The 25,509-nt window shown below is 64.0% G+C and carries 16 protein-coding genes and 6 pseudogenes; 9 read left to right on the forward strand and 13 right to left on the reverse strand.

Features of this window, described 5'->3' with window-relative positions; translation table 11 throughout:
* Positions 1 to 81: 81 nt before the first annotated feature.
* The 4 genes and pseudogenes from ACVWYI_RS04580 to ACVWYI_RS04595 all read right to left on the reverse strand — a co-directional run.
* Positions 82 to 2,649: pseudogene (locus tag ACVWYI_RS04580) on the reverse strand (PAS-domain containing protein); the annotation flags it as partial.
* Between the two features lie 328 nt (positions 2,650 to 2,977).
* Complete coding sequence (locus ACVWYI_RS04585; protein WP_456661341.1) at positions 2,978 to 3,853, reverse strand: acyl-CoA acyltransferase; 876 nt, start codon at positions 3,851 to 3,853, stop codon at positions 2,978 to 2,980.
* A 37-nt stretch (positions 3,854 to 3,890) separates the two neighbouring features.
* Complete coding sequence (locus tag ACVWYI_RS04590) at positions 3,891 to 4,871, reverse strand: amino acid--[acyl-carrier-protein] ligase (protein WP_456661342.1); 981 nt, start codon at positions 4,869 to 4,871, stop codon at positions 3,891 to 3,893.
* 94 nt (positions 4,872 to 4,965) lie between these two features.
* Positions 4,966 to 6,183, reverse strand: a complete 1,218-nt coding sequence (locus tag ACVWYI_RS04595; RefSeq protein WP_456661343.1) for an acyl-CoA dehydrogenase family protein — start codon at positions 6,181 to 6,183, stop codon at positions 4,966 to 4,968.
* A gap of 358 nt (positions 6,184 to 6,541) precedes the next feature.
* On the opposite strand from ACVWYI_RS04595, the gene ACVWYI_RS04600 reads away from it, so the two are divergent.
* The 3 genes from ACVWYI_RS04600 (at position 6,542) to mtnA (ending at position 8,968) form a co-directional block, all read left to right on the forward strand.
* Positions 6,542 to 6,814: a phosphopantetheine-binding protein gene (locus ACVWYI_RS04600; protein WP_247351734.1), complete on the forward strand. Its 273-nt coding sequence runs from the start codon at positions 6,542 to 6,544 to the stop codon at positions 6,812 to 6,814.
* 144 nt (positions 6,815 to 6,958) lie between these two features.
* Positions 6,959 to 7,834 carry an S-methyl-5'-thioadenosine phosphorylase gene (locus ACVWYI_RS04605; RefSeq protein WP_456661344.1) on the forward strand — a complete coding sequence of 292 codons (876 nt, stop codon included), beginning with the start codon at positions 6,959 to 6,961 and terminating at the stop codon, positions 7,832 to 7,834.
* A gap of 18 nt (positions 7,835 to 7,852) precedes the next feature.
* On the forward strand, positions 7,853 to 8,968 hold the full coding sequence (gene mtnA, locus ACVWYI_RS04610) for an S-methyl-5-thioribose-1-phosphate isomerase (protein ID WP_456661345.1): 1,116 nt from the start codon (positions 7,853 to 7,855) through the stop codon (positions 8,966 to 8,968).
* Between the two features lie 131 nt (positions 8,969 to 9,099).
* Here mtnA and ACVWYI_RS04615 read toward each other — a convergent pair whose 3' ends face one another.
* The gene (locus ACVWYI_RS04615) at positions 9,100 to 9,735 is read right to left on the reverse strand and encodes an HAD-IA family hydrolase (protein WP_247351741.1); all 636 of its coding nucleotides are present in this window, start codon (positions 9,733 to 9,735) and stop codon (positions 9,100 to 9,102) included.
* 104 nt (positions 9,736 to 9,839) lie between these two features.
* Between ACVWYI_RS04615 and ACVWYI_RS04620 the strand changes: the two genes are divergently transcribed.
* Positions 9,840 to 10,598, forward strand: coding sequence for a S1 family peptidase (locus ACVWYI_RS04620; protein WP_456661346.1), 759 nt, complete (start codon positions 9,840 to 9,842; stop codon positions 10,596 to 10,598).
* A gap of 124 nt (positions 10,599 to 10,722) precedes the next feature.
* Positions 10,723 to 12,225 (forward strand): flavin-containing monooxygenase, encoded by a 1,503-nt coding sequence (locus tag ACVWYI_RS04625; protein ID WP_247351744.1) that lies wholly within the window; start codon positions 10,723 to 10,725, stop codon positions 12,223 to 12,225.
* 71 nt (positions 12,226 to 12,296) lie between these two features.
* Here the strand turns inward: ACVWYI_RS04625 and ACVWYI_RS04630 are convergent.
* Positions 12,297 to 12,515: pseudogene (locus ACVWYI_RS04630) on the reverse strand (response regulator transcription factor); the annotation flags it as partial.
* On the opposite strand from ACVWYI_RS04630, the pseudogene ACVWYI_RS04635 reads away from it, so the two are divergent.
* Positions 12,504 to 12,803, forward strand: a pseudogene (locus ACVWYI_RS04635) (autotransporter domain-containing protein); the annotation flags it as partial. The pseudogenes ACVWYI_RS04630 and ACVWYI_RS04635 overlap by 12 nt on opposite strands.
* A gap of 3 nt (positions 12,804 to 12,806) precedes the next feature.
* Here ACVWYI_RS04635 and ACVWYI_RS04640 read toward each other — a convergent pair.
* The 5 genes and pseudogenes from ACVWYI_RS04640 to ACVWYI_RS04660 form a co-directional block, all read right to left on the reverse strand.
* Positions 12,807 to 13,637 carry an MlaD family protein gene (locus tag ACVWYI_RS04640; protein ID WP_456661347.1) on the reverse strand — a complete coding sequence of 277 codons (831 nt, stop codon included), beginning with the start codon at positions 13,635 to 13,637 and terminating at the stop codon, positions 12,807 to 12,809.
* A 155-nt stretch (positions 13,638 to 13,792) separates the two neighbouring features.
* Complete coding sequence (locus ACVWYI_RS04645; RefSeq protein WP_456661348.1) at positions 13,793 to 16,012, reverse strand: acetate--CoA ligase family protein; 2,220 nt, start codon at positions 16,010 to 16,012, stop codon at positions 13,793 to 13,795.
* A gap of 156 nt (positions 16,013 to 16,168) precedes the next feature.
* Positions 16,169 to 16,566 (reverse strand): annotated as a pseudogene (locus ACVWYI_RS04650) (glycosyltransferase); the annotation flags it as partial.
* Positions 16,553 to 17,125, reverse strand: coding sequence for a class GN sortase (locus ACVWYI_RS04655; RefSeq protein ID WP_456661349.1), 573 nt, complete (start codon positions 17,123 to 17,125; stop codon positions 16,553 to 16,555). The pseudogene ACVWYI_RS04650 and the gene ACVWYI_RS04655, both read right to left, overlap by 14 nt.
* A 198-nt stretch (positions 17,126 to 17,323) precedes the next feature.
* A pseudogene (locus ACVWYI_RS04660) lies at positions 17,324 to 19,587 on the reverse strand (marine proteobacterial sortase target protein).
* Between the two features lie 186 nt (positions 19,588 to 19,773).
* On the opposite strand from ACVWYI_RS04660, the gene ACVWYI_RS04665 reads away from it, so the two are divergent.
* Both ACVWYI_RS04665 and ACVWYI_RS04670 read left to right on the forward strand, forming a co-directional pair.
* A complete protein-coding gene (locus tag ACVWYI_RS04665; protein WP_247351757.1) occupies positions 19,774 to 20,544 on the forward strand; it encodes a helix-turn-helix transcriptional regulator in 771 nt (256 codons plus the stop codon).
* 280 nt (positions 20,545 to 20,824) lie between these two features.
* Entirely contained in the window at positions 20,825 to 21,175 is a 351-nt protein-coding gene (locus ACVWYI_RS04670; RefSeq protein ID WP_456661350.1) for a hypothetical protein, read from the forward strand.
* Positions 21,176 to 21,240: 65 nt separating this feature from the next.
* Here ACVWYI_RS04670 and ACVWYI_RS04675 read toward each other — a convergent pair whose 3' ends face one another.
* Together ACVWYI_RS04675 and ACVWYI_RS04680 are read right to left on the reverse strand one after the other, a co-directional pair.
* Complete coding sequence (locus tag ACVWYI_RS04675) at positions 21,241 to 22,461, reverse strand: ABC transporter substrate-binding protein (protein ID WP_456661351.1); 1,221 nt, start codon at positions 22,459 to 22,461, stop codon at positions 21,241 to 21,243.
* 86 nt (positions 22,462 to 22,547) lie between these two features.
* Entirely contained in the window at positions 22,548 to 24,098 is a 1,551-nt protein-coding gene (locus ACVWYI_RS04680) for an acyl-CoA synthetase (protein ID WP_456661352.1), read from the reverse strand.
* Positions 24,099 to 24,360: 262 nt separating this feature from the next.
* On the opposite strand from ACVWYI_RS04680, the pseudogene ACVWYI_RS04685 reads away from it, so the two are divergent.
* Positions 24,361 to 25,498, forward strand: a pseudogene (locus ACVWYI_RS04685) (acyl-CoA dehydrogenase family protein).
* The last annotated feature ends 11 nt before the right edge of the window (positions 25,499 to 25,509 follow it).

Consider the following 25,509-nt stretch of genomic DNA (forward strand, 5'->3'; position numbering starts at 1 on the left):
GGCCGAGGGTGCCGACGAAGGAGCGCGGTCGATCTTGATGCGGTCGAACGGGAATTTGCGCAGATAGCTCAGCGAGGAATAGCCGACGCCGAAATCGTCGAGACTGACACGCACCCCTAACGCGCGGAGCTGGTGCAGGATCTCGATCGTCGCCTCGCTGTCGTCGAGCAGCGCCGTCTCGGTGACCTCGAGCTCGAGCCGGTGCGGCGGCAGGCCGGCCTCCGCAAGCGCGCTCGTGACCATCGCCACCAGCCCGCGCGCGCGGAACTGCACCGGCGACAGGTTCACCGCGACGGTGAGATCGGGCCAGGACACGGCAGTCGCGCACGCCGTGCGCAGCACCCATTCGCCGATCGGAACGATCAACCCGTTCTCTTCCGCGATCGGGATGAATTCGGCCGGCGATACGACGCCGCGCGACGGATGTTTCCAGCGCAGCAGCGCTTCGAAGCCGGTGAGCTCGGTCGAGTCGAGCCGCACCTGCGGCTGGAACACCAGGTGGAATTCCCGTGCCTCCAGCGCGCCGTGCAGGTCGTGCTCCAGCGCGTGCCGGCTCCGGGCCTCTTGCTCCATCTCTGGCTCGAACAGTTGATAGGCGCCGCGCCCCTTGGCCTTGGCCTGGTACAGCGCGAGGTCGGCGCATTTCATCAGCTCGTCGGCATCGAGCCCGTGCTCGGGCGCGATTGCGATGCCGACGGAGACGCCGACATGGATCGACTGGTTCTCCAGCGGCGGCGGGTGACCGATGACCTCAACCAGGCGGCGTGCGAGCTTTTCCGCCGATTGCGGCTGCGGTCCGCGCTGGAGAACGGCGAATTCGTCGCCGCCGAGCCGCGCGACGGTGTCGTGCTCGCCGACATTCTCTTTCAGCCGCGCCGCGACCCAGCGCAACAGCCGGTCGCCGGCCGCGTGGCCGAGGCGGTCGTTGACGGTCTTGAAATTGTCGAGGTCGAAGCACAGCACCGCCATCGCGCCGCCGGCGATCGCGACCTGGTTCAGCCCCTCGCCCATCTTCTCGCGGAACAGCGTGCGGTTGGGCAGGTCAGTGAGCGAATCGTGCAGGGCCATGTGCGCCACGCGGGCCTGCGCCTTGTGGCGCTCGGTGACGTCCTCATAGGTGACGACCCAGCCGCCTTGCTCCATTCGCTTGTGATTGAGCTTGATGATGCGGCCGTCGCTCAGATGGTGGTGCAGCGTGTGCTCGCCCTCGCGCAGCCTCTCGACATAGTCGGCATAGAGCCGCGCGGCGGTGGTATTCGGATGGATGCCGAGGTCGCAGCTGTGCTCCATGATCTCGCGCATCGAGACGCCCGGCTTCACCAATTCGGGCGACAGTCCGTACATCTCGATATAGCGGCGGTTGCAGACGATCACGCGCAGGCTCGGATCAAGCATGCACAGGCCCTGGCTCATGTTGTTCAGAGCCGCGTCGAAGCGCCGGTACTGCTCGCTCAACTCCTCGACCGCGTGCTCGCGCTCGGTGATGTCCTCATAGGTGGCAACGAAGCCGCCCTCGGCCAGCGCGCAATAGCGCACCGAGATCATGGTGTCGTTCGACATGCGCCGACGCCTCGGCGAGGGGTCACGGTCGGCGATCCTCGCGCTGGCGGCTTCCAGGAGCTGCTGCGGACTATATTCGGATGAGAACGCGCCGTTCGTCATCGAGCGCTCGATCAGCTCGCCGAGATGCGTGCCGGGTTTGGTCTCCTCCGGCGACAGCCGATAGATCTTCCGGTAGGTGGTATTGCAGACGCGCAGGCGCATGTCGCTGTCGTAGAAGGCGAGCCCGTGCGCCATGTTCTCCAGCGCGGCATCGAGGATGAAGTTCTGCTGCCTCAGCGTCTCCTCGTATTGCAGCCGCTCGGTGACGTCTTCGTGCACCGTCACCCAGCCGCCGTCGGGCAGGAACCGGGAGACCGCCTGCACCATCCGTCCGTCGTAGCGCATCACCAGCAGGGTTTTTGCCTTCCTGGCGCACACGTCCTTCAGCCTGGTGTCGTGGAATTCCTCGGCCGACATCCCTGGCAGGTTGCCGCGCGAAAGCCAGTGATCGATGGCCTTGCGGTGCGTGACGCCCGGCTTCACGATTTCCGGGTCGAGATTGTAGAGGTTCAGGAAACGTTCGTTGCAGACGACGACGCGGCTGTCGGAATCATACATGATGAGCCCGTGCGACATGTTCGCGAGTGCGTGCTGGCTGCGCTCGGTCTGCACGTGCAGCTCCGCCTCGAGCCGGGCGAGGCGGCTGACGTCGTCGCAGATCGTCATCCAGCCGCCGCCGGGGAGCGGCTTCAGCTCGAGTGCCATGACGAGGCCGCTTGCCAGATGCTGCTCCGTCCGGAACGGTTGACCGTCCGCGATCTGCTTCATGCGCCTGGCATAGAGCGCATCGAGGTCGTTCGCCGGGAAGTTGCCGAGCTCGGCGCTATGAGCGAGCACGTCGCGATAGCTCGTGCCGACCCGCACGATCTCGGCCGACATGTTGAACAGCGTGAGGTAGCGCTGATTGACCAGCACGATCCGGTTGGCGACGTCGTAGACGCAGACGCCTTGCTCCATGTGGTCGAGCGCAAGCTGGCTCAGTCCGACGAGGGCCTCCGGGCCCTCTTCGCGGCGTGCATCAAGCTCGTTGGCGCGGATCGACGTCATGGGGCGGCGGGGTCTCGGCGGGCAATAGACTTAACGCAGCGTAATTCAGTCGCTGAGGGTAGCGAAGAGGCGGGAAAATTCCCTTAAGCGCCGTAGTTTACGGAGGGTGACCAGCGGTGCAGAGAGGCGTGTATGCCGACATCTGAATGGTGAGGTCTTACCACCAGCCCGGACCTTATCGCCGTCATCCTGAGGTGCCGGAGCGAAGCGGAGGCCTCGAAGGGCGACGGCCCGGCTGCATCCCGACCGTCCATCCTTCGAGGCTCGCCGCGCTGCGCACGGCGAACACCTCAGGATGACGGGACCAGAGTGCAGTCTCCGTACCGCTCTACGGCCCGTACAGGACGAGCTCCGTATCAGTGAGGTCGGCGAGCTGCGGCCGGTGCGGGCCCTTGAAATATTTGCGGCCACGCCGCTCGGTGTAGATGCCGACGAGGCCGGGAACCGGGCCATTGGAATCGATGGCAACCGAGATCTTGCCGAGCCGCAGCAGCAGCCGGCCGATGCGGCCTGCGCATTCGGTGTATTCGGCGGCGTTGCGACAGTAGATCAGCTTCATCGCGGGAGGCGCAATGAAGCCGCGGCGGATGCGCACCGGTTGCAGGATGAAAGGGAACGTTCCCTTCGGCGTGCGGCACACGAAGCTGAGGCAATTGTAGCGCGCGTGCCGCGTCAAGAGCTCGGTCTCGGGTTCGGAAAGTCCATCGATCATCTTGGCGTGCTGCGAGATGACCTCGATCTTGCTCCAGCGCGGCGCGCGCGCCAACGCAGGTACCGAGAAGAATATGCCGCGGCAATAGGCGCGAAAGCCCTGCGTCTCGATGATCGGCCAGGTCCACCGCGCCGGGCTGATGTTGAGATAGGTAACGTCCTTGTGCCGCTGCGCGATCTTGGTCAGGAGCGGGGCGTAGTTGCGGTAGGCCGGATCGACGTACCAGCTCGACAAATTGCAGTGGATGGCGGTCTCGCCGCCGTCCTTCCGCGCCGTGTAGATCAGAAGCAGCACGCCGACCGGCGTGCCGTCATTGTCGAGCATGTAGCCGAAGCGCGGGTAACCTTCCGTCACGGGCCGGAAGGCCTGCCGGCGCAGGCCCTGGATCCAGTAGTTGCGCGAGCGGCCCACGAAGCCGCGCGTCAGCAAGTCCGCGACTGCCTCGACGTCGGACTCGGTAATCTCGCGGCATCGGACCTTGGTGTGGATCACGCTCGTTTTTCCCGTGGAAATGACCGGCCTCGTTCCGTTAGCGCCAGCCTTCGCCATGGGCATCGGCCGCGGCCCGCGACTGCAGGCCCATGATCTCCCGCACCTTGGCAGGCCAGGCGGAAAGGTCGGTGCCGTGGGTGTGGAACATGGCGACGGCTAGGCGGTCCATGCCGAAGGCGACGCAGCCGGTGTGGGCTGGCTCGCCATTGGCGTCCTGGATGTCCCAGGTCGTGCCGAAATGCTCGCGGTGATAGTTGAAGCTCATGCAGGCGGTCGGCTGCTCTTCCGAGCGCAGCGGGATCAGCAGCTCGAACTTGAGCTGCTGCTGCTTCTGGCTCACCGCCTTCATCTGGCCGACGCGACCGAAGAAGGGGTCGCTGGCATAGTCGACGCGGAAGGTGAGACCGAGATCGGTCGCGATCGCCTGCGCGCGCACCATCCAGCGCTCGCGGAAATCGGCGACGTCATCGGGGCTGCCGATGCAGACATATTCCCGCATCCGGAACGACTGCAGCCGGTCGAGATGTTTTGACGGCTCACGGCGGAAGCAGTCGGCGGCGACGTCGAAACGCAGGCCACCCTTCGGCAGCGGGCCGCGGCTCGCCGCGATCGGATAGACGGGATAGCAGGCCGCCGGCGACAGCACGAGGTCTGCCGGCGAGAGCGAGCTGGTCCAGTCGCCGCCGGCATCGAAGCGGCTTACCGCGGCGTTGATCTCGCGCTCGGTGCCGTGCAGGCCACATACGCAGCCGAGCAGGTTTGGAAAGCTCTTGAGATAGCCGGACTTCTCGAGCTGTGAACGGCTCATCACCGGCGGGAAGCGCATCACCTCGGTGCCGGCCTCGCGATGGCTCGTGATCAGTGCGGCGAGCCGCTCGACGATTCCCTCATAGAGCGCGGTGCGGGCGTAGACGCCGTCCGAGCCCATGGAGTGGAACAGCTTGCCGGCGAGATGATCGAGCGGATCGGCCATTTGCGGCGCGGTCTCGGGCGAATTGGGGAGGACGGCAATGTTCATGGTTCGGTGTCCTGCTATCTCAAAATTGTTCTTGTTGGTTTAGTCGCCAAGGTACGTCAGTCACGCCAAGGCACGTCAGGCACGAAGAGGCACGTCAGTCATGAAGGCTGGTCGGCACGCCGCTCATCAGGGTCGATGTCGCGGCATTGGCCAAAATGCGGTCGTTGTTGATCATAATTGGCGATGACAGCACGTCGCGCAGGTGACGGCCCATGGTGAACTCACCGTCGTTGCGGTAACCGGAAAGGCCTGCGGTGCGCATCGCATGCATCACGGTCTCGACCGCGAGCTCCGAGGCCTGCACCTTCAGAAGCGTGATCGAAGACTGGAAGTCGAGCGAGCCGAGCGCCCGTTCGTCGTGTTCGGCACGGGCGAAGGTGTCGATATTGGCTGATATCAGTGCACGCAGCTTGGCGAGCGACATCTTGGCGGCGGTGAAATGCGCGGCCGCCGGCGGCATCTGACCACCCGAGGTGCGGGCCGCCTTGCGGACGAAGGCCTGCGCACGGGTAACTGCGGCTGCAGCGATACCAGCCCAGGCCGAGGACCAGCACAGATGCGCGAACGGCGTCATGGTCTGGGCGTGGATCTTGTCATAGGATTCCGGGAAGACGCGGTCGGCGGGGCAGTCGACCTTCAACTCGAAACCGGTCGAACAGGTGCCGCGCATGCCGAGCGTTTCCCAGCCCAGCGTCCGCTTCAGCGAATAATCGTCCCGGGCGAGCGCCAGCAGCACCTGGTCGGACGCAGAAGCATTGGTGGCGCGGCGGGCGATGGTGACGAGGCCGTCGGCCTCGGCGCCGTAGGAGATCACGGTGGCGTCTCGCACGAGCGAGACGGTATCGCCGGCGTGGTCGACCGCAGCCGCGCTGGCGCGGATGTTGCCGCCGTTCTGCCCTTCGGTGGTGGAGGAGGCCAGCAGCCACTGGTCGCGCGCGACCCGGCGCATCATGGTTTCCATCCAGGGAATGCCGTGACCGTGCCTGACGACGCAGGCGACCTTTGTCGTGTGCATCGCGTAGACCATCGCCGTGGAGGCGCAGGCGCGTCCGAGCGCGTAGCAGATATCGGTGACGTCGTGGATCGAGGCGCCGAAGCCGCCGAACTCGACCGGGATCATGGCGCCGAGCAGCTTCTGCTCGCGCGCGACCTCGAAAGCCTTGTGAGGGAAGCGGGCGTCGCGATCGACCCCGTCTGCGTCGGCTGCCGCCGCGGTGGCGGTCCGGGCGGTGCGCTCGACGAGGGAAGGACCCTGCTCGAGATAGCTCGTCTGCGTCTCGTCGACAGTGAGGACTGCTTCACGCACGTTCATGCTCGTCCGCCTCCGGTTTGCCGTTCAGGATCGCCGGCATCATTCGCGATGCCGCTTGAGCGATCCTCCGACCATCTTTGCTTATGAGATGAGGCTACGGATTTAATTCAAATTCGTCGATGAAATAGAGGGTAAACAAAGTCCAATTCCGAACAAGCAGTTAAGGTCGGGTTGTTTGCATCGCCCGTATTTCCGCGATCGCGTTAGGGATCTGTAAGAGGCCGGAATTCCAGACAATCTGAGTCATCGTTTACTAAGAAACGCGAAGTAATGGTGGCGTCCATTGCGGGATCGGCCCGCCGTGCCCATCGTAGCCGGCAACCGGTCCGACCTTTAACAGACAGATGGGAATTTGCCGATGCAGGGCTTCGATACCGAATTGCGCAATCGTGTCATCAAGCTGGTGAAGGGCATTCTCGCACAGAATTCGCTTGCCGCTGACGTCACGCCGCAGGCCAAGCTCGTCGACGTCGGCCTGACCTCGATGGACATGGTCAATCTGATGCTCGGCGTCGAAGCCGAGTTCGACTTCACGATTCCCCAGTCCGAGATCACACCGGAGAACTTCCAGTCCATCGAGACGCTGGAGCGCATGGTGGCGACCCAGCTGCAGCCGGCGACCGCGGCCTAGTCAGCCCCTCCGGGACGACACGGAATATGCGGCGTCGCTCCTCACAGCATCGACACCCCGCCCACCACCCCCGTTCCAAAAGCGCCGCAAAACTGGCATAGCTTCTCCACGGGATCGCGATGGCGCGAACGGGGTGGAGCAGGCATGACGCAGGCGGTACTGGGCATCATAGGCGGCTCCGGCATCTACGATCTGCCGGGACTCGAGGACGCTCGCGAAGAGGTGATCAAGAGCCCTTGGGGTGAGCCGTCGGCGTCCTTGCGGCGCGGCTCCATGGCCGGCCTGCCGATCGTGTTCCTGCCGCGCCATGACAAAGGCCACCGGCTGTCTCCTTCCGACATCAACTATCGCGCCAATATCGACGTCCTGAAGCGCGCCGGCGTCACCGATCTGATCTCCCTGTCGGCCTGCGGCTCGTTCAGGGAGGAGCTGCCGCCCGGTACCTTCGTTCTCGTCGACCAGTTCGTCGATCGCACCCACAAGCGCGAGAGCTCGTTCTTCGGCCGGGGCTGCGTCGCGCATGTGTCGATGGCGCACCCGGTCTCGCCGCGCTTGCGTATTCATCTTGCCGCGGCCGCTGAAGCCGAGGGCATCGCGTTTGCGCGCGGCGGCACCTATGTCTGCATGGAGGGACCGCAATTCTCCACCTATGCGGAAAGCATGACCTACAAGACACTGGGCTATTCCGTGATCGGCATGACCAATATGCCAGAAGCGAAACTCGCGCGAGAGGCCGAGCTTTGCTACGCCACCGTCGCGATGGTGACGGATTTCGACTGCTGGCATCCCGATCATGACGCCGTCACCGTGCAGGACATCATCCGCGTGCTCAGCTCGAACGCCGACAAGGCGAAGGCGCTGGTGGCGCGGCTGGCCAAGGATTTCCCGCGCGAGCATGAGCCGTGTCCGATCGGTTCGGACCGTGCGCTCGACACCGCGCTCATCACCGCGCCCGAGGCGCGCGATCCCGAACTTTTGAAGAAGCTCGATGCGGTGGCCGGCCGCATCCTGCGGGCGTGATACGAAAGGCAGAATGCCATGAAGGTCGACGGCAAGCATTTCCGCAGCATCTGGCGTGAGCGCGACGGCTGGTCGGTCGGCGCGATAGACCAGCGCCGGCTGCCGCATGAGTTCATCGTTGCAAAGCTGGCCTCGTGCGAGGACGCGGCCCTCGCCATCCGCGACATGCTGGTGCGCGGTGCGCCGCTGATCGGCGCGACCGCAGCTTACGGCATGGCGCTCGCGATGCGCGAGGATGCCTCGGACGCCGGTCTTAGGCGCGCTTACGATACGCTCGTGGTGGCGCGGCCGACCGCGATTAATCTGAAATGGGCGCTGGACGAGATGCGCGCGACGCTCGCGCCGGTCGATCCGCTCGAACGCGCGGAGGCCGCCTATGCGCGCGCCGACGAGATCGTCGAGCAGGACGTCGAGATCAACCGTGGCATCGCTGGCAACGGCTTGAAGCTCATCGAGGCGATCGTCGCCAAGAAGAAGCCGGGCGAGAACGTCAGTTTGCTGACGCATTGCAATGCCGGCTGGCTTGCCACCGTCGACTGGGGCACGGCAACAGCGCCGATCTATCTGGCGCATGAGCGCGGCATCAAGGTCCATGTCTGGGTCGATGAGACGCGCCCGCGCAACCAGGGTGCCTCGCTCACGGCCTGGGAGCTCGGCCATCACGGCGTGCCGCATACGGTGATTGCCGACAACACCGGCGGGCATCTGATGCAGCATGGCATGGTCGATCTCGCCATCGTGGGCACTGATCGCGTTGCCGCCAATGGCGATGTCTGCAACAAGATCGGCACTTATCTGAAGGCGCTCGCCGCGCACGACAATAACGTGCCGTTCTATGTCGCGCTGCCGTCGCCGACGATCGATTTCGCCGTTGATGACGGCATCCGCGACATCCCGATCGAGCAGCGCAGCGGCACGGAGGTGACCGACATGACCGGCCGCACCGCGGATGGACGGCTGGAGACGGTGCGGATCGTGCCGGAGGGTTCGCCGGTCGCGAACTACGCGTTCGACGTGACCCCGGCGCGGCTCGTCACCGGCCTCATCACCGAGCGGGGCGTGCTGAAGCCGGATCGTGCGTCGCTCGCCGCGGCGTTTCCGGAGCGGATCGCTACGGCGGCGGCGGCTGATTAGGATGTGTAATCCCTCACCCTGAGGAGTCGCGCTTGCGTGGCGTCTCGAAGGGCGAGGGGCACGAGCGGAGCCTTCATCCTTCGAGACGCGCGCAAGGGCGCGCTCCTCAGGATGAGGGTTTGTAAGCGTCGCTAGCTCAGCCTTAATCCCGTCGCGGCTTCCAGTTCGGCGATCGCCTGGGCGCCGCTGGTGACCTTGATCGTGGTCATGCCCATCTCGCGCGCGGGCTTCAGATTGACGCCGAGATCGTCGAGATAGACGCAGTTGTTCGGATCAACCTTCAGCGTCTCGACCATCAGCTGATAAATGCGCGGGTCGGGCTTGCGCAGGCCGATCTTGGCGGACTCGATGACATGATCGAACAGCACCATCACCTCGGCGACATAGAGTGAGCGCCCGGTCATGCTGCCGATCGCATTGGCCGGCAAATTGTTGGTAATGCAGCCGGTCTTGAATTGCGCCTTGATGCGCTTCAGCGCCTCGACTATCTCGGGGCGCAGATCGCCCTGCAGCAGCGGCAGCACGTCACGCCCGCGCACTTCCGCGCCGAGCGCCAGTGACTCCGTCGCGAACAGCTTGTCGAATGTGTCGATATCGACTTCGGCGCGCTCGAACTTGGCCCAGGCGTTTTCCAGATGATTGGCGGCGTTGGTCCGCCGGATGATGTCGATGGGCAGGCCGCGTTCCGCCTCGTACCGCGCGAAGGCTTCGAATGGCGAACTCGTCAGCACACCGCCAAAATCAAAGATCACAGCCTCGATCGTCACTGCCCTGCCCTCGTCAATTCCTTTCCAAGAGCGCTAGCATGCGCTATCGGCAAGGACCAGTCCGAAGCGATCCTCCGCATTCACCGACGCCAAAGCGTGTTCCCATGAAGAAGCTTGCAACCCTCATCACAGCCGCTCTGCTGCTCGCCACGCCCGCTTATGCCATCGTGGGTGGCGGCACGCCGCAGACCGATGGTGCCGCGCGCGCAGTCGTCACCATCGTCGGCTCGCGCGGGAATTTCTGCACGGGCAGCCTGATCGCGCCAAAGCTGGTGCTGACGGTCGCCCACTGCGTGCAGCCCGGCGCGGACTACAAGATTGTCGATCGCGGTGCCGACGGTCAGCCGCAATTACTGAATGTGCGCACCGTTGCGATCCATCCGAACTTCAACATGCAGGCGATGCAGGCGCACCGCGCCACCGCGGACGTGGCATTGCTGCAACTGGAAATTCCACTCAAGGGAAAATCGACGGTGCCGGTCGGCGCGCCGACTATTCCGATCCAGGCAGGCAGCCGCTTCGTCGTCGCCGGCATCGGCGTCACCGTGCGCGGCGATGGCAAGAGTGGCGGTGTGACGCGTGTCGCCGGTCTCGTTGCCACAGGGCAGCCCGGCACGCTCCAGATCCGGCTGATCGATCCGGTAACTAACGGTGTTCGCGACGGAATTGGCGCCTGCACCGGCGATTCCGGCGGCCCGGTGTTCGAGGACAAGCCGAACGGGCCTGTGCTTGTCGGCGTCATCAGTTGGTCCACCGGGCCGAACGGCGCCGCCGGCTGCGGCGGATTGACCGGGGTCACGCCGCTCACGCTCTATCGCGACTGGATATTGCAGACCGCGCGGGGCTGGGGTGCGGCGCTGTGATTTGACCGCGATTTGATCTATGCCATTTTAAAGCGGAAGCGCGATGGGCGACCACGCCCGTCGCGGAGGAAACGCGCCGTCCGGTCAAGGGCGGCCACAAAAACAAGCAAGGCAAGTAGCAACAATGAATGTCGCTGTTCGCAGTCACGCCACGACCAAACAAGCTTCTGAACATTTCGATGTGCTGATCGTCGGCGCCGGCATCTCTGGCATCGGCAGCGCCTATCACATGACAAAGCAGCTTCCGGGCGCGAGCTTCGTCATCCTGGAAACGCAGGCGACGTTCGGAGGCACCTGGACCACGCATCGCTATCCCGGAATTCGTTCGGACAGCGACCTCCACACCTTCGGCTATAGCTTCAAGCCCTGGGTCGGGCCGCCGATCGCGACCGCCGAGGAAATCCTCACCTACATGAACGAGGTGATCGACGACAACGATATCGCCCGCCACATCCGCTATAAGCACAAGATCATTTCGGCGAGCTGGTCGAGCGAGCAGAATCTCTGGACCATCGAGGCGGTGACGACCGACACCGGGGAATCGAAAACTTTCACGGCGAACTTCCTGTGGATGTGCCAGGGCTATTACCGCCATTCGGAAGGCTACACGCCGGAATGGAAGGGCACGGACCGCTTCAAGGGCCGCATCGTTCATCCGCAGACCTGGCCTGAAGATATCGACCTCACGAACAAGAAGGTCGTCGTGATCGGCTCGGGCGCGACGGCCGCAACGCTGGTTCCGAATATTGCGGACAAATGCGCGCATGTCACCATGCTGCAGCGGTCGCCGACCTATTTTCGCCTCGGCCGCAACGCAATCGAGATCGCGGAGGAGCTGCGCAGGCTTCAGGTCGACGAGGAATGGATCCACGAGATCGTCCGGCGCAAAATCCTGTTCGAGCAGGACGCGTTCACCAAGCTTTGCCTGTCAAAACCCGAGCAGGTGAAGCAGGAGCTGATCGGCCAGATCAGCGCGGTGCTCGGTCCGGACTACGATGTCGACACACATTTCACGCCGAGCTACCGGCCGTGGCGGCAGCGCATCGCCTTCGTGCCTGATGCCGATCTGTTCAAGGGCATCGCCAGCGGCAAGGCGTCCGTCGTCACCGACGAGATCGAGTGCTTCGTCGAGAACGGCATCCAGCTCAAATCGGGCAAAGTGCTGGAAGCGGACATCATCGTCACCGCGACCGGTTTCCATCTCGCAGCTCTCGGCGACATCGCCTTCGAGATCGACGGTAAGCCGCTTGCCTTCGGCGACACCGTGACCTATCGCGGCATGATGTTTACGGGCGTGCCCAACCTGGTTTGGGTGTTCGGCTATTTCCGCGCCAGCTGGACGCTGCGCGTCGATCTCGTCGCCGACTTCGTCTGTCGCCTGATCGGACACATGAAGGGGAAGGGCGCGAAGAAGGTCGAGGTGAGCTTGCGCCCTGAGGACCACAACATGCCGATCCTGCCCTGGATCGATCCGGAAAACTTCAACCCGGGCTACATGATGCGCAACATGGACCTGCTGCCCAAGCGCGGCGACAAGCCGGAATGGCAGCACAGCCAGGACTACTGGACCGAGAAGGACGAAATCCCGAAGACGGATCTGGATGACGCGGCGTTTGTGTATGGCTGAGGATAGCTTGTGCTAGCGGCGGACGACGCCATTTATTCGACTGGCAACGTCTCACCTCATTCGCAGCAAGACTACGAATTCCGCCGCGTCGCATTGGTCGCAATCGCCGCCGCGGCGGTGCGGTTCTCCACGCCGAGCTTGGCGTAGATCTGCTCCAGATGCTTGTCGACCGTGCGCGGGCTCAAGCCCAGAATCTGCGCGATGTCGCGATAGGTCTTGCCTTTGCTGAGCCAGGCCAGCACCTCGCCTTCGCGGGTGGTGAGGCCGAGCTCGCTGGTGAATTCGGGTGGCGGGACAAGTCGTTCGCCGCGGCCGGCGGCCTGATGACTCTGCGCGGCCGCGTCGCCTGGGCGCATGACTACAATCCGGATCGCACCGTCGGTGCGGTCTTCCAGGCGTTGCCGGGATCGGCGTTCGTGGTGAACGGCGCCGCCCAGGCGCACGATTCCGCGCTGATCACAGCGGCGGTGCAGATGAGCTGGATGAACGGCTGGTCTGCGTCGGCGACCTTCGAGGGCGAGTTCTCGAACGTCACCCGCTCCTACGCCGGCAAAGGTGTCGTTCGCTACGCCTGGTAGGCTTTACCGCTTCTGCTGCGTGGGCTTGCGCGGCGGGCGCGGGGCGGCGGCGGGGGCGGACGTCCCGCTCATCTTGTTGGCGGCCTCGCTGACGTCGAGCAGCGAGCGACGGATGTCCTCGAGGAAATTCGCCGATTTCTTTCTCATGGTGTCGGCGAGCTCGTGCAATCCCTGTATCTTTTCGAACAGCTCATCCGCCTTGCCATCGGCGAAGCCGGGCACTACGCCCTCGATCTTTGTGACCGCCTTGTCGAAGCCCGCGAAAGCGCTGTCGACCTTGGCCATGACGGAATCGATTTCGCCGCCCTTGCTCCTGAGATCGGCGGTGTAGTTCTCGAACGTGCGCAGGCCCTCCTTGATCGCCGGGGCGTTGCTGACGATGGTGCGATCGACACTATGCAGGGTGTCGACGATGGATTCGGCGTCGCTGAGATCGGCGGTCAGCACGGGGATGCCGTCGGCGTCGAGCGGCACCGGCGGAGCGGAGGGGGCGCCGCCGATCAGCGACACCGCGGCGACGCCGGTAAGGCCTTGGAACTCGATGCCGGCCACCGTGTCCTTGCGGATCGGCGCAGCATTATCGAGCGACACGAGCGCTACGACCTTGCGGGGATTGTCGAGCTTGATCGACAGGATCTGGCCGGCGGGAACACCGTCGAAATTGACCGGCCCGCCGCGGCGCAGTCCGCTGGCCGTGCCGCCCTCGAACACCACGCGCAACTGGCTGCGGCTCTGGGCGGTGCGCCATTTCTGCACGCCAAGCAGGCCGCCGAACGCCACGGCGATCACCGCCAGCGTCGCCGTTCCGATCACCAGATTGCTCGCGCGTGCCATGCAGGGTGATTTTACGGCCAAAGCGGGGAAGTTGGAAGGATGATGCTGTGGCCGCAATCCTAAGGGACGGGCTAGGGAAGCGTAACCCGCCACTTCCTCTCGCATTTGTCGCAAGGATTGGCGGATTACGCTACGCTAATCCGCCTTACGCGACATCAATGGCCGGCGGCGCGTTTGGCCGCAGCATTGTTCAGCACGATCAGGGCATCGACGGCGACGCCTGTTTTGGCATTGATCAGGAACGGATTGACGTCGATCGAGGCGATCCGGTCGCCGGCGTCCGCGATCAGATTGGACAGGCCGACCAGCGCTTTCACCGCGGAGGCCTCGTGCAAGGCCGGCTTGCCGCGATACCCACGCATCTTGATGCCGGCCTTGGTGCGGCCGATCAGAAGCCGCGCCTCGGCCTCGTCCAGTGGCGCACCGGCGAGCGCCACGTCCTTCATCAGCTCGATGTCGATGCCGCCGGTGCCGAACAGCACGACCGGACCCATTTCGGCATCGAGCGAGGCCCCGACCACGAGCTCGAGATCGGCCTTGACCTGTTGCGCGATCAGGATGCCGTCAAGCTTCGGTTTGCCCTTCAGCTTGTTCACCCGCGCGGTGATGTCGGCGAACGCCTTTTTGACCTCGGCCGCGTTGTTGAGATTCAGCACCACGCCGCCGATGTCTGATTTGTGCAAAATCTCGGCGCTGACGAGTTTGGCCACGACGGGGAAGCCGATCTGCTTGGCGATCTTCACGGCCTCGGCTGCCGTCTGTGCGATTGCCTCCTTCGAGATCGGGATGCCATAGGCCTTCAGGAGCTTCTTGGAGGCGACCTCGTCGAGCGCGGCGCCGGTTGCCGATTTCAGCGCCTTTTCCAGCACGACACGCGCGGCAGGCTTCGAGCTCGAGACGATATCGGGCACTTCCTTGCGCAGTTTGGCGTAGTCGAGCAGCGACTTGATCGCGGTCACCGCGCGATCCATACCCTGCATGACAGCGAGATGCGGCAGCGATTTGCGCAAGGTCTTGGTGAACTCGGTGAAGCCGATCGACATCGCGCTGATATAGATCACCGGCTTGCCGGCCCGGCTCGCCATTTCGTTGACGATGCGCAGGTTGCGCTCGCGCAGCTCGTGCGGCGCCTTTGGCAGCTCCGCATCGACGACGACGATATCGATATCGGGGTCTTCGATCATCAGCTCGATCGATTTCATGTAGACGGAGGGATCGACCACCGCCGCAAAGCCGGCGTCGAGCGGATTGCCGACGATCGAGCCTGGGCCGAGCATTTTTGCCAGCTCGGAGCCGACGTGCGGACTTAGCGGCGCAAAATTCAGGCCTGCGGCATAGAAGGCGTCGAGCAGCATGCCACGCTTACCGCCAGATAGCGTCACCGCGGCAAGCCGGTCACCTTCGGGCACCGTGGCATGGACGAAGCATTCCGTGGTCTCGATCAACTCGTCGAGCCCGCCGACCCTGACGACTCCTTCGCGCGTTGCGATGGCGTCGAACGTCTCGATCGAGCCCGCGAGCGCGCCGGTGTGCGCCATCGCCGCCGCGCGGCCACCCTCGGACGCCCCGAGCTTGAGCGCGATCACAGGTTTGCTCGCGGCGCGCGCCGCTTTGCAGGCGTCCCGGAACGCCTTGGTGTTGCGCACGCCTTCGAGGTAGACCACGATCACCTTGATGCTCGGATCCTCGGCGAAATAGCGCATCAGGTCCGGCGTCTCGAGCCCGGCCTCGTTGCCGGTCGTCACCATGTAGCCGACCCCGACGCCGCGATCTTCCAGTGCCTGGCGGATCGCCATGACGATGGCGCCCGATTGTCCGGCAATCGCCACCGCGCCCTGTTCCATGGTGACGATACGGTCGTCGATATTGGTGAAGAGCTTTTCGTCGGCACTCAAATTGCCGAGGCAGTTCGGGCCGGTGACCGCCAATCCCGTCTCGCGCACGGCCGCTTGCAGTTCAGCGGCGAGCTTCTGGCTCTCCTCATCCTGCAACTCGCTGAAACCTGAGGTGACGATGGTGGCCGAGCGCGCGCCGGCGGCGGCGGCGTCGCGGATCACCTGCACGGCAAACCGCGCCGGCACCAGCACCAGCACGTGATCGGGCTTTTCCGGGAGGCTGGCAAAGTCCTTGTAGCAGGGGACGCCCCAGATGCTGTCGCGTTTGGTGTTGACCGGATAGAGCCCGCCCTCGTAGCCGTATTTGACCAGATTGTTCCAGATGCGCTCGGCATAGTTGCCGGGCTTGTCGGTCGCGCCCACCAGCACGATGTTGTGCGGGTGCAGCATGGCGTGGATGCCCTTGACGATGTCACTGGCGTCAGGCGATGGAGACCATGGGCGCGATGAAGCGGAGGCGGCAGATACGCGAGCTTCCATGGTGTGACCTCACCTGTTGTTCTTGTTGGCGGTGCGTCACTCTGTTCTATGGCGAGTTCTTCGGACTGGCAACCGCGTGGGCCGGTATGCCGTGCGGTGGAATGAGCGCGCATCAAGCCCTAGTGATCGACATCTTATCACTGCTCGCGCCGTCGTTCAGTATCTCAGGATGCCGAGCTTGTAGGCGTAGTGACAGGCGAACTGCTTCGCTAGATGCTTCGCTAGATAAGGAGCGATGGCGCGCCGGATCTGCATCTGCGTCGATTCGAAGCCGAGAATGCGTCCCCGCAGGACGCCCATCTCCCTGACGCCGACCGCATAGGTGGATGCCGTCTTTTGTGCGTCATGGATTCGAAAGCAGGCGAGAAATCGCGGCAAGCGTGCGAATTTGAATCATGCGGCCTGCGCTCGCAGGATGAAGTCCCAGTCCATCGCGTAGTGTAAGCTCTCGTCGATGGGCCCGATCCTGTCCCACACGCGTTTGCGCCAGAATACCTTCTCTTGCGGAAATGTATTCGGCATATCGCAACGCCTTGCCCGTCATGGGGCGGCAGCTCCGATCAAGGTGGCATGAAGGATGTAGCGCTCCGGACCGGACGTGACGGCGTCGAACGGCCAGCAGGTGGCGAGCACGAGTTCGGCATCCCGTGGCGCAGGATCGATGCCCGAGGCATCGAAGCGAACCACAGCGGAGGAATCCGCGCGATAGCGAAAGTGTTCACCGTCACTGCGTGTGACATCGATCACATCACCAATGGCGACATTCCGCAGGAAACGGAAATGAGTGTCGCGGTGCGCGGCATATACGGCAATACCACGCTCGCCCGCGTCAGCCGTTTGGCGGATATGGCCGGGTCCAAAAGCAAGCGCCTGGCCGCTGGTACCTTCCAGCACAATCGCGCTGGCGCCGATCCGCCTCACCTCGATCCGCGCGACCGGCCAGGTATCGGCCCATGACCATGGCTTGACCACCTCGCCGGTCGCAACGCTCCGGTCGAACGCGTGCTCCAGCAGCACCTGCGCTAGCCACGCTTTGGCATGGATATAGGCGCCGTCGCCGAACAGGATGACGCCGATCAGCGCGAGAACCAGGGGAGAGATGAAGCGAGGCATGGCAAATTTTCCCGTCATTGAGAGGAACGAAGCGACGAAGCAATCCAGACTGCGTCCCTGGAGGGATTTCTGGATTGCTTCGCTTCGCTCGCAATGACGAATTCGGTTGAGGCGGCGTGTTCAAAAAAGGCGCGCGCGGCCGCTGGTGTGGGACGGGCAGTCGCGCGCGCTAACAGAGGAGATCGGGGCGCTCCTCTCTCAAGCGACGTCAGTGAGCAAGGTCTGACGTCGGTTGAACACGAACAGGATCAGGGCGAGCACGACCAGCATCAGGCCTGCGATCATCTTCAACTCGGCCGAGGTTGCGGTCTTGGGCAGGCGGATCGCATCCGGTGCGGCGGGCGTCGGCCGCCTCGTGGCCGGCTGGTCGCGCGCATCGGCGTGACGTTCACGGAGCTGCGCCGGGACCTGCTGTCGTTCGCCAAAGACCTTCGCGAAATCCCAGCCGGCCGGCAGGTTGATCGGCAATTCCCTGAGCTTGAGCGGCTCGCCTTCGGGACGGCTGGGCGTTTTGTCCACCGCGACGAGGCTGGTGAGCCGCGTGACGATCTGATGGTCGAGCGCCAGCGCCAGGATCGCCTTGACGGAGTCTTCGGGAGTCATCTCGCGCAGGGTGCGCGCCACTTCGGCGTCGTCGATCTTGCGCTTGGCCCAGAGCTTCGACAGGCCTTTGCCTTCGGCTGCATTTTGCAGCGGCAGCGTCACCGACCATGGGCGGTCGCCGACGCGGCCCCTAATCTCGACCGAGCCTGCGAGCTTGTCGAGCTTTGCCGCCAGCACCAGCGGCTCGTCGCGATAGACGTCGGGAATGATCGCCGGCGTGACGTCGGCCTTGGCTTCGGAGAACTTTGCGCTGAGGCCGGTCACGGCCGGGTTCTCGAGCTTGGCGAACAGGGCCGCGCATGCGCTCTTCGACCTGCTCGACGGAGCCGATATGGGTGAAGGCACCGCGACCGAGCTCGGCGGCGCGCGTCATCAGATAGGTGTTGGGCGCGGACCCGATGCCGACCATGAACACGCGCGAGCGGCCGCGCATCGCCGTAATCGTTTCGAACAATTGCTGCTCGTTGCCGATCGCGCCGTCGGTCAAGAACACGATTTGGCGAACCATGCTGGTATCGCCGAGCTTGTCGGTCAGCGCGGCCCGCATCGCCGGCACCATCTCGGTGCCGCCACGCGCCTGCAGCGCGCTGACGAACGAGGTGGCTTCACCGACGCGCGCGGCATCCGCCGGCACGGAGGCCGGAAACAGCACGTCCATGGTGTCGTCGAAGCGGATGACGTTGAAACGGTCGGTCGGCTGGAGACGGGAGAGCGCGTAGGTGAGGCTCGCCTTGGCCTGAACGATCGACGTGCCGCCCATCGAGCCGGAATTGTCGATCACGAACACCACTTCGGCGCGCCAGTGGCTTCTGCGTTGCTTGCTCGGCGGTGGGCGGAGTGACGAAGGCGAGTAAATAATCGGCGTCGCCGACGCGTTCGCGGAACAGACCGACCGACGGCGCCTTTACAGCGGCCGGCTTCCAGGTCAGTTCGAAATCGCGGTCGGCAGGCACGGCACCGTCAGCAAGCGTGACGATTCGCGTCGTGTCGTCAGGGCTCGCGACCTTGACGTTATGATGCGGGCTCTTGACCTCGCCGAGCGCAAAGCCGGCATTCAGGCGCACCGTGATGCTGGTCGGATTGACCGGCGCATTCCTGGCGGGATCCAGCACGGGCGGGGAGATACGGTCGCGGTCCGGCACCGGGTCCGAATTCGTCGCGCCCCAACCGGAGCCGTCGTTGCGGAAGTCGACGCTCTGGACGATCGGCGTCGGATTGTAGCGTGGTCCGACCACCAGCGGCAGGCGCAGCGAATATTCGTTGCCGGATTGGTGCACCGGCTCCTGATATTCGATCTGCACCAGCACGGTTTCGCCGGGGCCGATATTGGCGACCGAGTTGGTGAAGATGTTCGGCCGCTCCTGTTCGGTGAGCGCGGCCTTCCGGCCGGCGCGGCGCGCCGCTTCATAGATCACGCGCGCCTGCTGCCGCTCCTTGATGTCGCCGATGATGACGCGGTCGCCGACCACCAACTTCAGCGTATCGACGGCACCGCCGGTGGGGAGCGGATAGACATAGGTCGCCTCGACCCAGTCGCTGGTCGGGTTGCGGAAGACTTGAGTGACGCGGGAGCGCAGCGTCGGGCCCGATACCGTGATGTCGACGTCGATGCCGAGGCGGATCGCTTCGGTGTAGGCGCCGTCCTCCTTCAGGAGGAGAGATCCGGATTTGGCGTCGCCGGGCTGGAGCAGGCTGGCCTGCTCCGTCGTCGCCGACCAGCCCGGCTCGAAGCTCACCAGCAGCGCCACGAAGGCGACCAGCGCCACCGCGATGCCCTGCACCAGAAGAAACAATCCGACCTTGATCAGCCGCCCCAGCATGGGGTGCTCGTCGCTCTCCATCGTGTCGTAGGTGTCCATTTGGCCTGCTCCCACAGCATGTTTGCTGGTTCTCAGCATCCGCCGGGACGGCCCGATTTCGCGAGCAGAATGATCGGCAATGTTCCGCCGCGGCTGGCCCGCGTTGGCCGCCTCTGCGGCAGCCAAGTGTGGTTTTGTGCTGGTTTGTCCGCCCTGCTAGAATGGCCGTCCTGGAGCGGGGCCACGATGCAGACCCAAGACAAATTCGCCGACAAGCAGCTTTCGGACGAGCAGAGCCGCGAGATTGCGGAAACCATTCGCGAGGAGCTGGCCAGACGCCGGATCTCGCGGCAGGCGCTGGCCGAGCAGGCCAAGCTCAGCCTGTCGACGCTGGAGAAGGTGCTCGGCGGCCGGCGGCCGTTCACGCTGGCGACCACGGTGCGGCTGGAGCAGGCGCTGGGCGTCTCCTTGCGCAAGAGTCCCGTCGTGGCGACGCCTCCGGCCGCAAGCGATGTCGCGCCTGATAGCCTCGGCTCCTATGCCCATCGCGCGGTGACCTGGATCGAGGACGTCTACATCACGCTGCGCCCGTCGTTCGGCGACAAGGACGCAATCTTCGCCTACCGCACCGAGATCGTCTGGGAGCCAAAGGTCTCTTCACTGGTATTCCGCGAGGGTGAGCGGACCGATGCCGCCTATGAGCACACCGGCGAGGTCGCGGTGCCGCATCAGTCCGGCTTCATCTATCTCGTCATCATCAAGCACGGCCAGCATCGCGTGATCACAGTGTCGCGGCCGACGGTTGCGGGCGAGATGTACGGAATCATATCGACGCTCCGCGCCGGCCCCGGCTCGCAGCTGACGCCGATCGCAGCGCCGATCGCCTACGTGCCGCTCCGGAACTTCCCGAAGCCCTCGCTGGGACGGGTCGCGCCCGGCGACGCCAATCATGAATTGTACCAAAAGCATCTGCGTCGCACGGTCGACGAATCGTTCGCGCTGTTTCTGTCGGCATAGTCCGCGAGCACTATCCGGAATGGCATCGCAAACGTCTATGAAAGAAGGCATGCAGGACGTGCCCGCACCATTCGGCGGTGAATCGCCGCTGTTCTCCGTCATCATCCCCCTCGAACATTATCGCGGACAGCGGGAGCTGTCCTGGCGTGGCAGAGGCCGCCATGTACCAGGCCGACATCGAGTTCGGCATGAAGCAACATCCCTGGCGCTAGGTGCTGGATCAGTGCTTCTCGGCGCGCGCACAGCAGCGCATCTCGCGGCCGCACACGCGCGCGCTGTCTTGACGGCGCTGAAGCGCGTCGGGTCAAGTCACACGTTCCGCTGGAGCGAGCCGCAGGCTGCCGTGCGGGTCAAGGGAGAGCCGGGCCACAACACCGTCCACCTTCCGAGCCCTGCGCTTCGCGCGCCACTTGACAGGATCGGAACGCATTTCCACCTCGACGGCGCGCCGATCGATCCCGTAGCGATCGTGACCGGTTGCGACAGCTACACGCTGAGTGTCGATTTTCCGCCAACCGGCATCGCCACTCTTGCGTGGTCATGCCCCGTGCTCAGGGGTCTCGGAGATTCGCGTCGCCTCGGCCTGTCCCATCGTGGCGATCGACGTCGGCCAGGACATCCCGCAGGCTGAATGCGCCGCAAGAGAATAGCGGCCCTTCGGCCGCTATTCTGCATCTGCATGTATTTTCAGTCGAACTAGCCGCCTGTCTCGGCGCTGATGATATCGCCGAACAGCTCCCACTGGCCCTTCTTGAACCGCCACATCTTGAGCTGCTCGATCGGCGCGAAGTCCGTGGACGAGGTGTTGATCTTGATGCCCGGGATCAGCGTGTCGGGGACGAAGTCCTTGAGGCTCGCGGCCTGCTTCATCACGTTCTCACGGGTCAGATTGTCGCCCGACTGCTTCAGCACCTGCACCATGGTCTGGGCCGCGGCATAGGCGTACACCAGATTGGCGTCCGAAATGTTTGCACCGGGCATGTATTTGTCGACGAAGACCATGAATTTCTTCATGCCCTCATCGTGCTTCCACTGCGGATCCGACGCGTCCTTCAGGTAGCCGGCCGACAGCACACCTTCGGATGCCTCGAGGCCGGCCGGCTTCATCACCGCGCCGATCGACACCGAGACGTCGGTCATCAGGTGCATCGGCTTCCACTCCAGTTCGGCGATCTTCTTGATCGCCTGTGCCGCAAACTTCGGGGTCGCGATGTTGACGAAGACGTCGGCGCCGGTGCCCTTGAGCTTGACGATATGGGCGTCGATCGAAGGCTCCGATGTCTCGTAGCTCTCTTCCGCCACGATCATTTTCGATGCCTTGTCGCCGAACACGTCCTTGATGCCGGCGAGGTAGTCTTTGCCGAAATCGTCATTGGCATAGAAGATCGCGACCTTCGCGTCCGGCTTCTCCTTCAAAATATACTTGGCGAAGATCTGTGCCTCGACGCGGTAGCTGGGCTGGAAGCCCATGGTCCAGGGAAAGTTCTTCGGATCGTTCCACTTGCTGGCACCTGTGGCGAGGAACAGTTGCGGCACCTTCTTGGAATTGTGATATTTCTGCACGGCGGTCTGGGTTGGCGTGCCCAGCGCGTTGAACACCAGAAAGACCTCATCGCTCTCGATCAGCTTGCGGATCTGCTCAACGGTCTTCGGCGGCGAGTAGCCGTCATCGTAGGAGATCCAGTTGATCTTGCGGCCGTTGATGCCGCCCTGATCGTTGATCATCTTGAAATAGGCTTCCTCGGTCTTGCCGATGACGCCGTAGGCGGAAGCCGGGCCGGAATAGGCCTCGACATTGCCGATCTTGATCTCGGTGTCGGTGACACCGGTGTCGTACGCTTTTTGCGCATACGCGGTTTGGGTTGTGAGCAGCGCCAACGCTGTTGTTGCGGCAAGCAGGGAGAGTTTCTTGTTCATGAAAATTCCTTGAAATTCCTTGGGGTTCTTCCGGGTTGGAGCAGGCACGTCGAAAATGAAAAGCGCCCGCGAGAGGGGCGCTTTGATCAGGCGTTGGCGGCTTTCTTGTCGACCTCCGAGGCCACCGAAAACTCCTTGCGCAACGTCGGCTTGTGGATCTTTCCGGTGGCGTTGCGAGGCAGCGCGTCGACGAAGTGAACCTGTCGCGGGCATTTGAAACGTGCGAGATTCGCCGCACAATGCGCGAACACATCGGCTTCGGTCAGCTTTTGGCCCGGCTTGACCGCGACGATGGCGAGGCCGACCTCGCCCCATTGCGCATCGGTCACGCCGATCACGGCGGCTTCCGCGATGGCGTTGAGTTGGTGTAGGACGTTCTCGACCTCGGCCGGATAGACGTTCTCGCCGCCGGAGATGTACATGTCCTTCCAGCGGTCGACGATATAGTAGAAGCCTTCGTCGTCGACGCGTGTCGCGTCGCCGGTGTGCAGCCATCCGTCGGTGAACGACGTTTTGTTCGCCTCGGGCTTGTTCCAGTAGCCGGGCGTGATGTTCGGTCCCTTGACCCAGAGTTCACCGAGCTCGCCGACATCGGCGTCGCTGCCATCGGGACGCACGATGCGCACTTCCGTGTGCAGCACCGGCTTGCCGGCGGAGCCGGCCTTCCGTGCCGCATCCTCGCGGTCGAGCACCAGCACGGCCGGCGAGGTCTCGGTCATGCCGTAGCCCTGCTGGAGCGCGACGCCGCGCGCCTCCCACACCTTGAGCAGAGGTACCGGCATCGGAGCGCCGCCGACACCGCCAACGATCAGCCGGCCGAGATCGGTGGTCGCGAACGCCGGATGCTGCGCCATGAACTGGTAGATCGCGGGCACGCCGAAGAACACGTTGATTCCCTGCGCGGGATCGTTGATCAGGCCGAGCGCCGTGCCGGGATCGAAGGCGCGCATGATCATCACGGCACCGCCGGCGTGCAGCACCGGATTGGTGTAGCAATTCAGCCCGCCGGTGTGGAACAGCGGCAGCACGGTGAGCAGCACCGAGGACGGTCCGATGCAGGCAGGGCCGCCGAGATTGACGCAATTCCAGAAGGTCATGCCATGGGTGATGGTCGCGCCCTTGGGATGTCCCGTGGTGCCCGACGTGTACATGATGGTCGAGACATCATCGAGCGTGACCTCCTCGATTGCCTCGAGCGGCTTTGCCGCCGCGATGCCGGCCTCGTAGGAGCCGCCGGGCCCGAGCAGCAGGCTACTGGTGACGCCGCACAGTCTCGCCACTGCGAGCGCCGTCTCGGCCAGATCGGTATCGTGGATCATCACCTTCGGCGCACAGTCGCCGGTAATGAACTGAAGCTCGGGAACAGTGAGGCGGGTGTTCAGGGGCACGAAGATCGCGCCGAGCCGGCCGCAGGCAAACTGCACCTCCAGCGTATCGGTCGTGTTCAGCGCCAGCACCGCGACGCGCTCGCCGCGTGAGACTTTCAGCGTATGACGCAGAAATGAAGCGAGACGTGAAATACGCGCATCCAGCTGCGCATAGGTGAAGCGCCGCTCGCTCGCGAGATCAATCACCGCAACCTTGTTCGGCGTGCGGCGGCCATGATGGACGATCCAGTCGTAGTAACGAACGGCCAAAATTCCTCCCTTGGCGGTCTGGTGCCGCCAGCGTCCCTATTGCTCTGCACCATGCCCGGCGTGGCCCCTGGGGCCAGCCGGAGTTTGTGCATCACGCTTTTTTTGATCAGGAGTTGGCGCGCGAGCGGTGAAAATCGTCTTGCGTTGAGTTGCTAGGCCGGTCTTGCTCAGAGGGAGGCCCGGCCAGCCACTCCGCGCAAGTGAGCCGCCAGGGTTCCGGCCATGGTGGACGAGACGAATCCGCCAGCAAGGCGAGAGTGCGATGAAAAGCCCGTTCTATACCGCCGAACATGATGCCTTTCGCGAGATGATGCGCCGCTTCGTCGACAAGGAGATCGCGCCGTTCGCCCACGAGTGGGACGAGGCCGGCGAATTCCCCCGCGCGCTCTATCGCAAGGCGGCCGGGATCGGGCTGTTGGGGCTCGGATTCCCCGAGGAATATGGCGGGATCGCCGCCGACCAGTTCATGAAGATCGTCGCCAGCCAGGAGCTGGCGCGGGCCGGCGCCGGCGGGATCAGCGCCAGCCTGATGAGCCACACCATCGGTGCGCCGCCGATCGCGCGCGCGGCACGCCCTGAGGTTAGAGCGCGTGTGCTGCCTCGGGTGCTCGCGGGTGAGAAAATCTCCGCCCTCGCGATCACCGAGCCCGGCGGCGGCTCTGACGTAGCGGGCCTCCGGACCAAGGCGCGGCGCGACGGCGATCACTACGTCGTGAGCGGCGAGAAGACCTTCATCACCTCCGGGATGCGCGCCGACTATCTGACCGTTGCGGTGCGCACCGGCGGCGAGGGTGCCGGAGGCGTCAGCCTGCTCCTGATCGAGGGGGATACGCCCGGCCTGGCGCGGACAAAGCTGAAGAAGATGGGCTGGTGGGCCTCCGACACCGCAACCCTGCATTTCGACGCGTGCCGCGTACCGGCGGTAAAACCTGATCGGGGAGGAAGGCCAGGGCTTCAAGATCATCATGCGTAATTTCAACAGCGAGCGCATGGGCATGGCGGCGGGCTGCACCGCCTTCGCGCGCGTGTGCCTCGACGAAGCGATTGCCTACGCCAAGGAGCGCAAGACTTTTGGAAAGCCGCTCGCGCAGCATCAGGTGATCCGCCACAAGATCGTCGACATGGCGCAGAAGGTCGCGGCCTCCCAGGCTATGCTGGAGATGCTGGCCTGGCGGCTGGAGCAGGGGGAAAGCCCCGTCGCCGAAATCTGCATGATGAAGAACCAGGCGACCCAGACCATGGCATTCTGCGCCTCTGAAGCCGTGCAGATCTTCGGCGGCGCCGGCTTCATGCGCGGCATCAAGGCCGAGCGCATCTACCGCGAGGTCAAGGTCAATGCCATCGGCGGCGGCACCGAGGAGATCATGAAGGATCTGGCGTCCCGGCAGATGGGGTTGTGACGACGAGAGGA

The sequence above is a fragment of the Bradyrhizobium sp. LB13.1 genome (assembly GCF_054056815.1).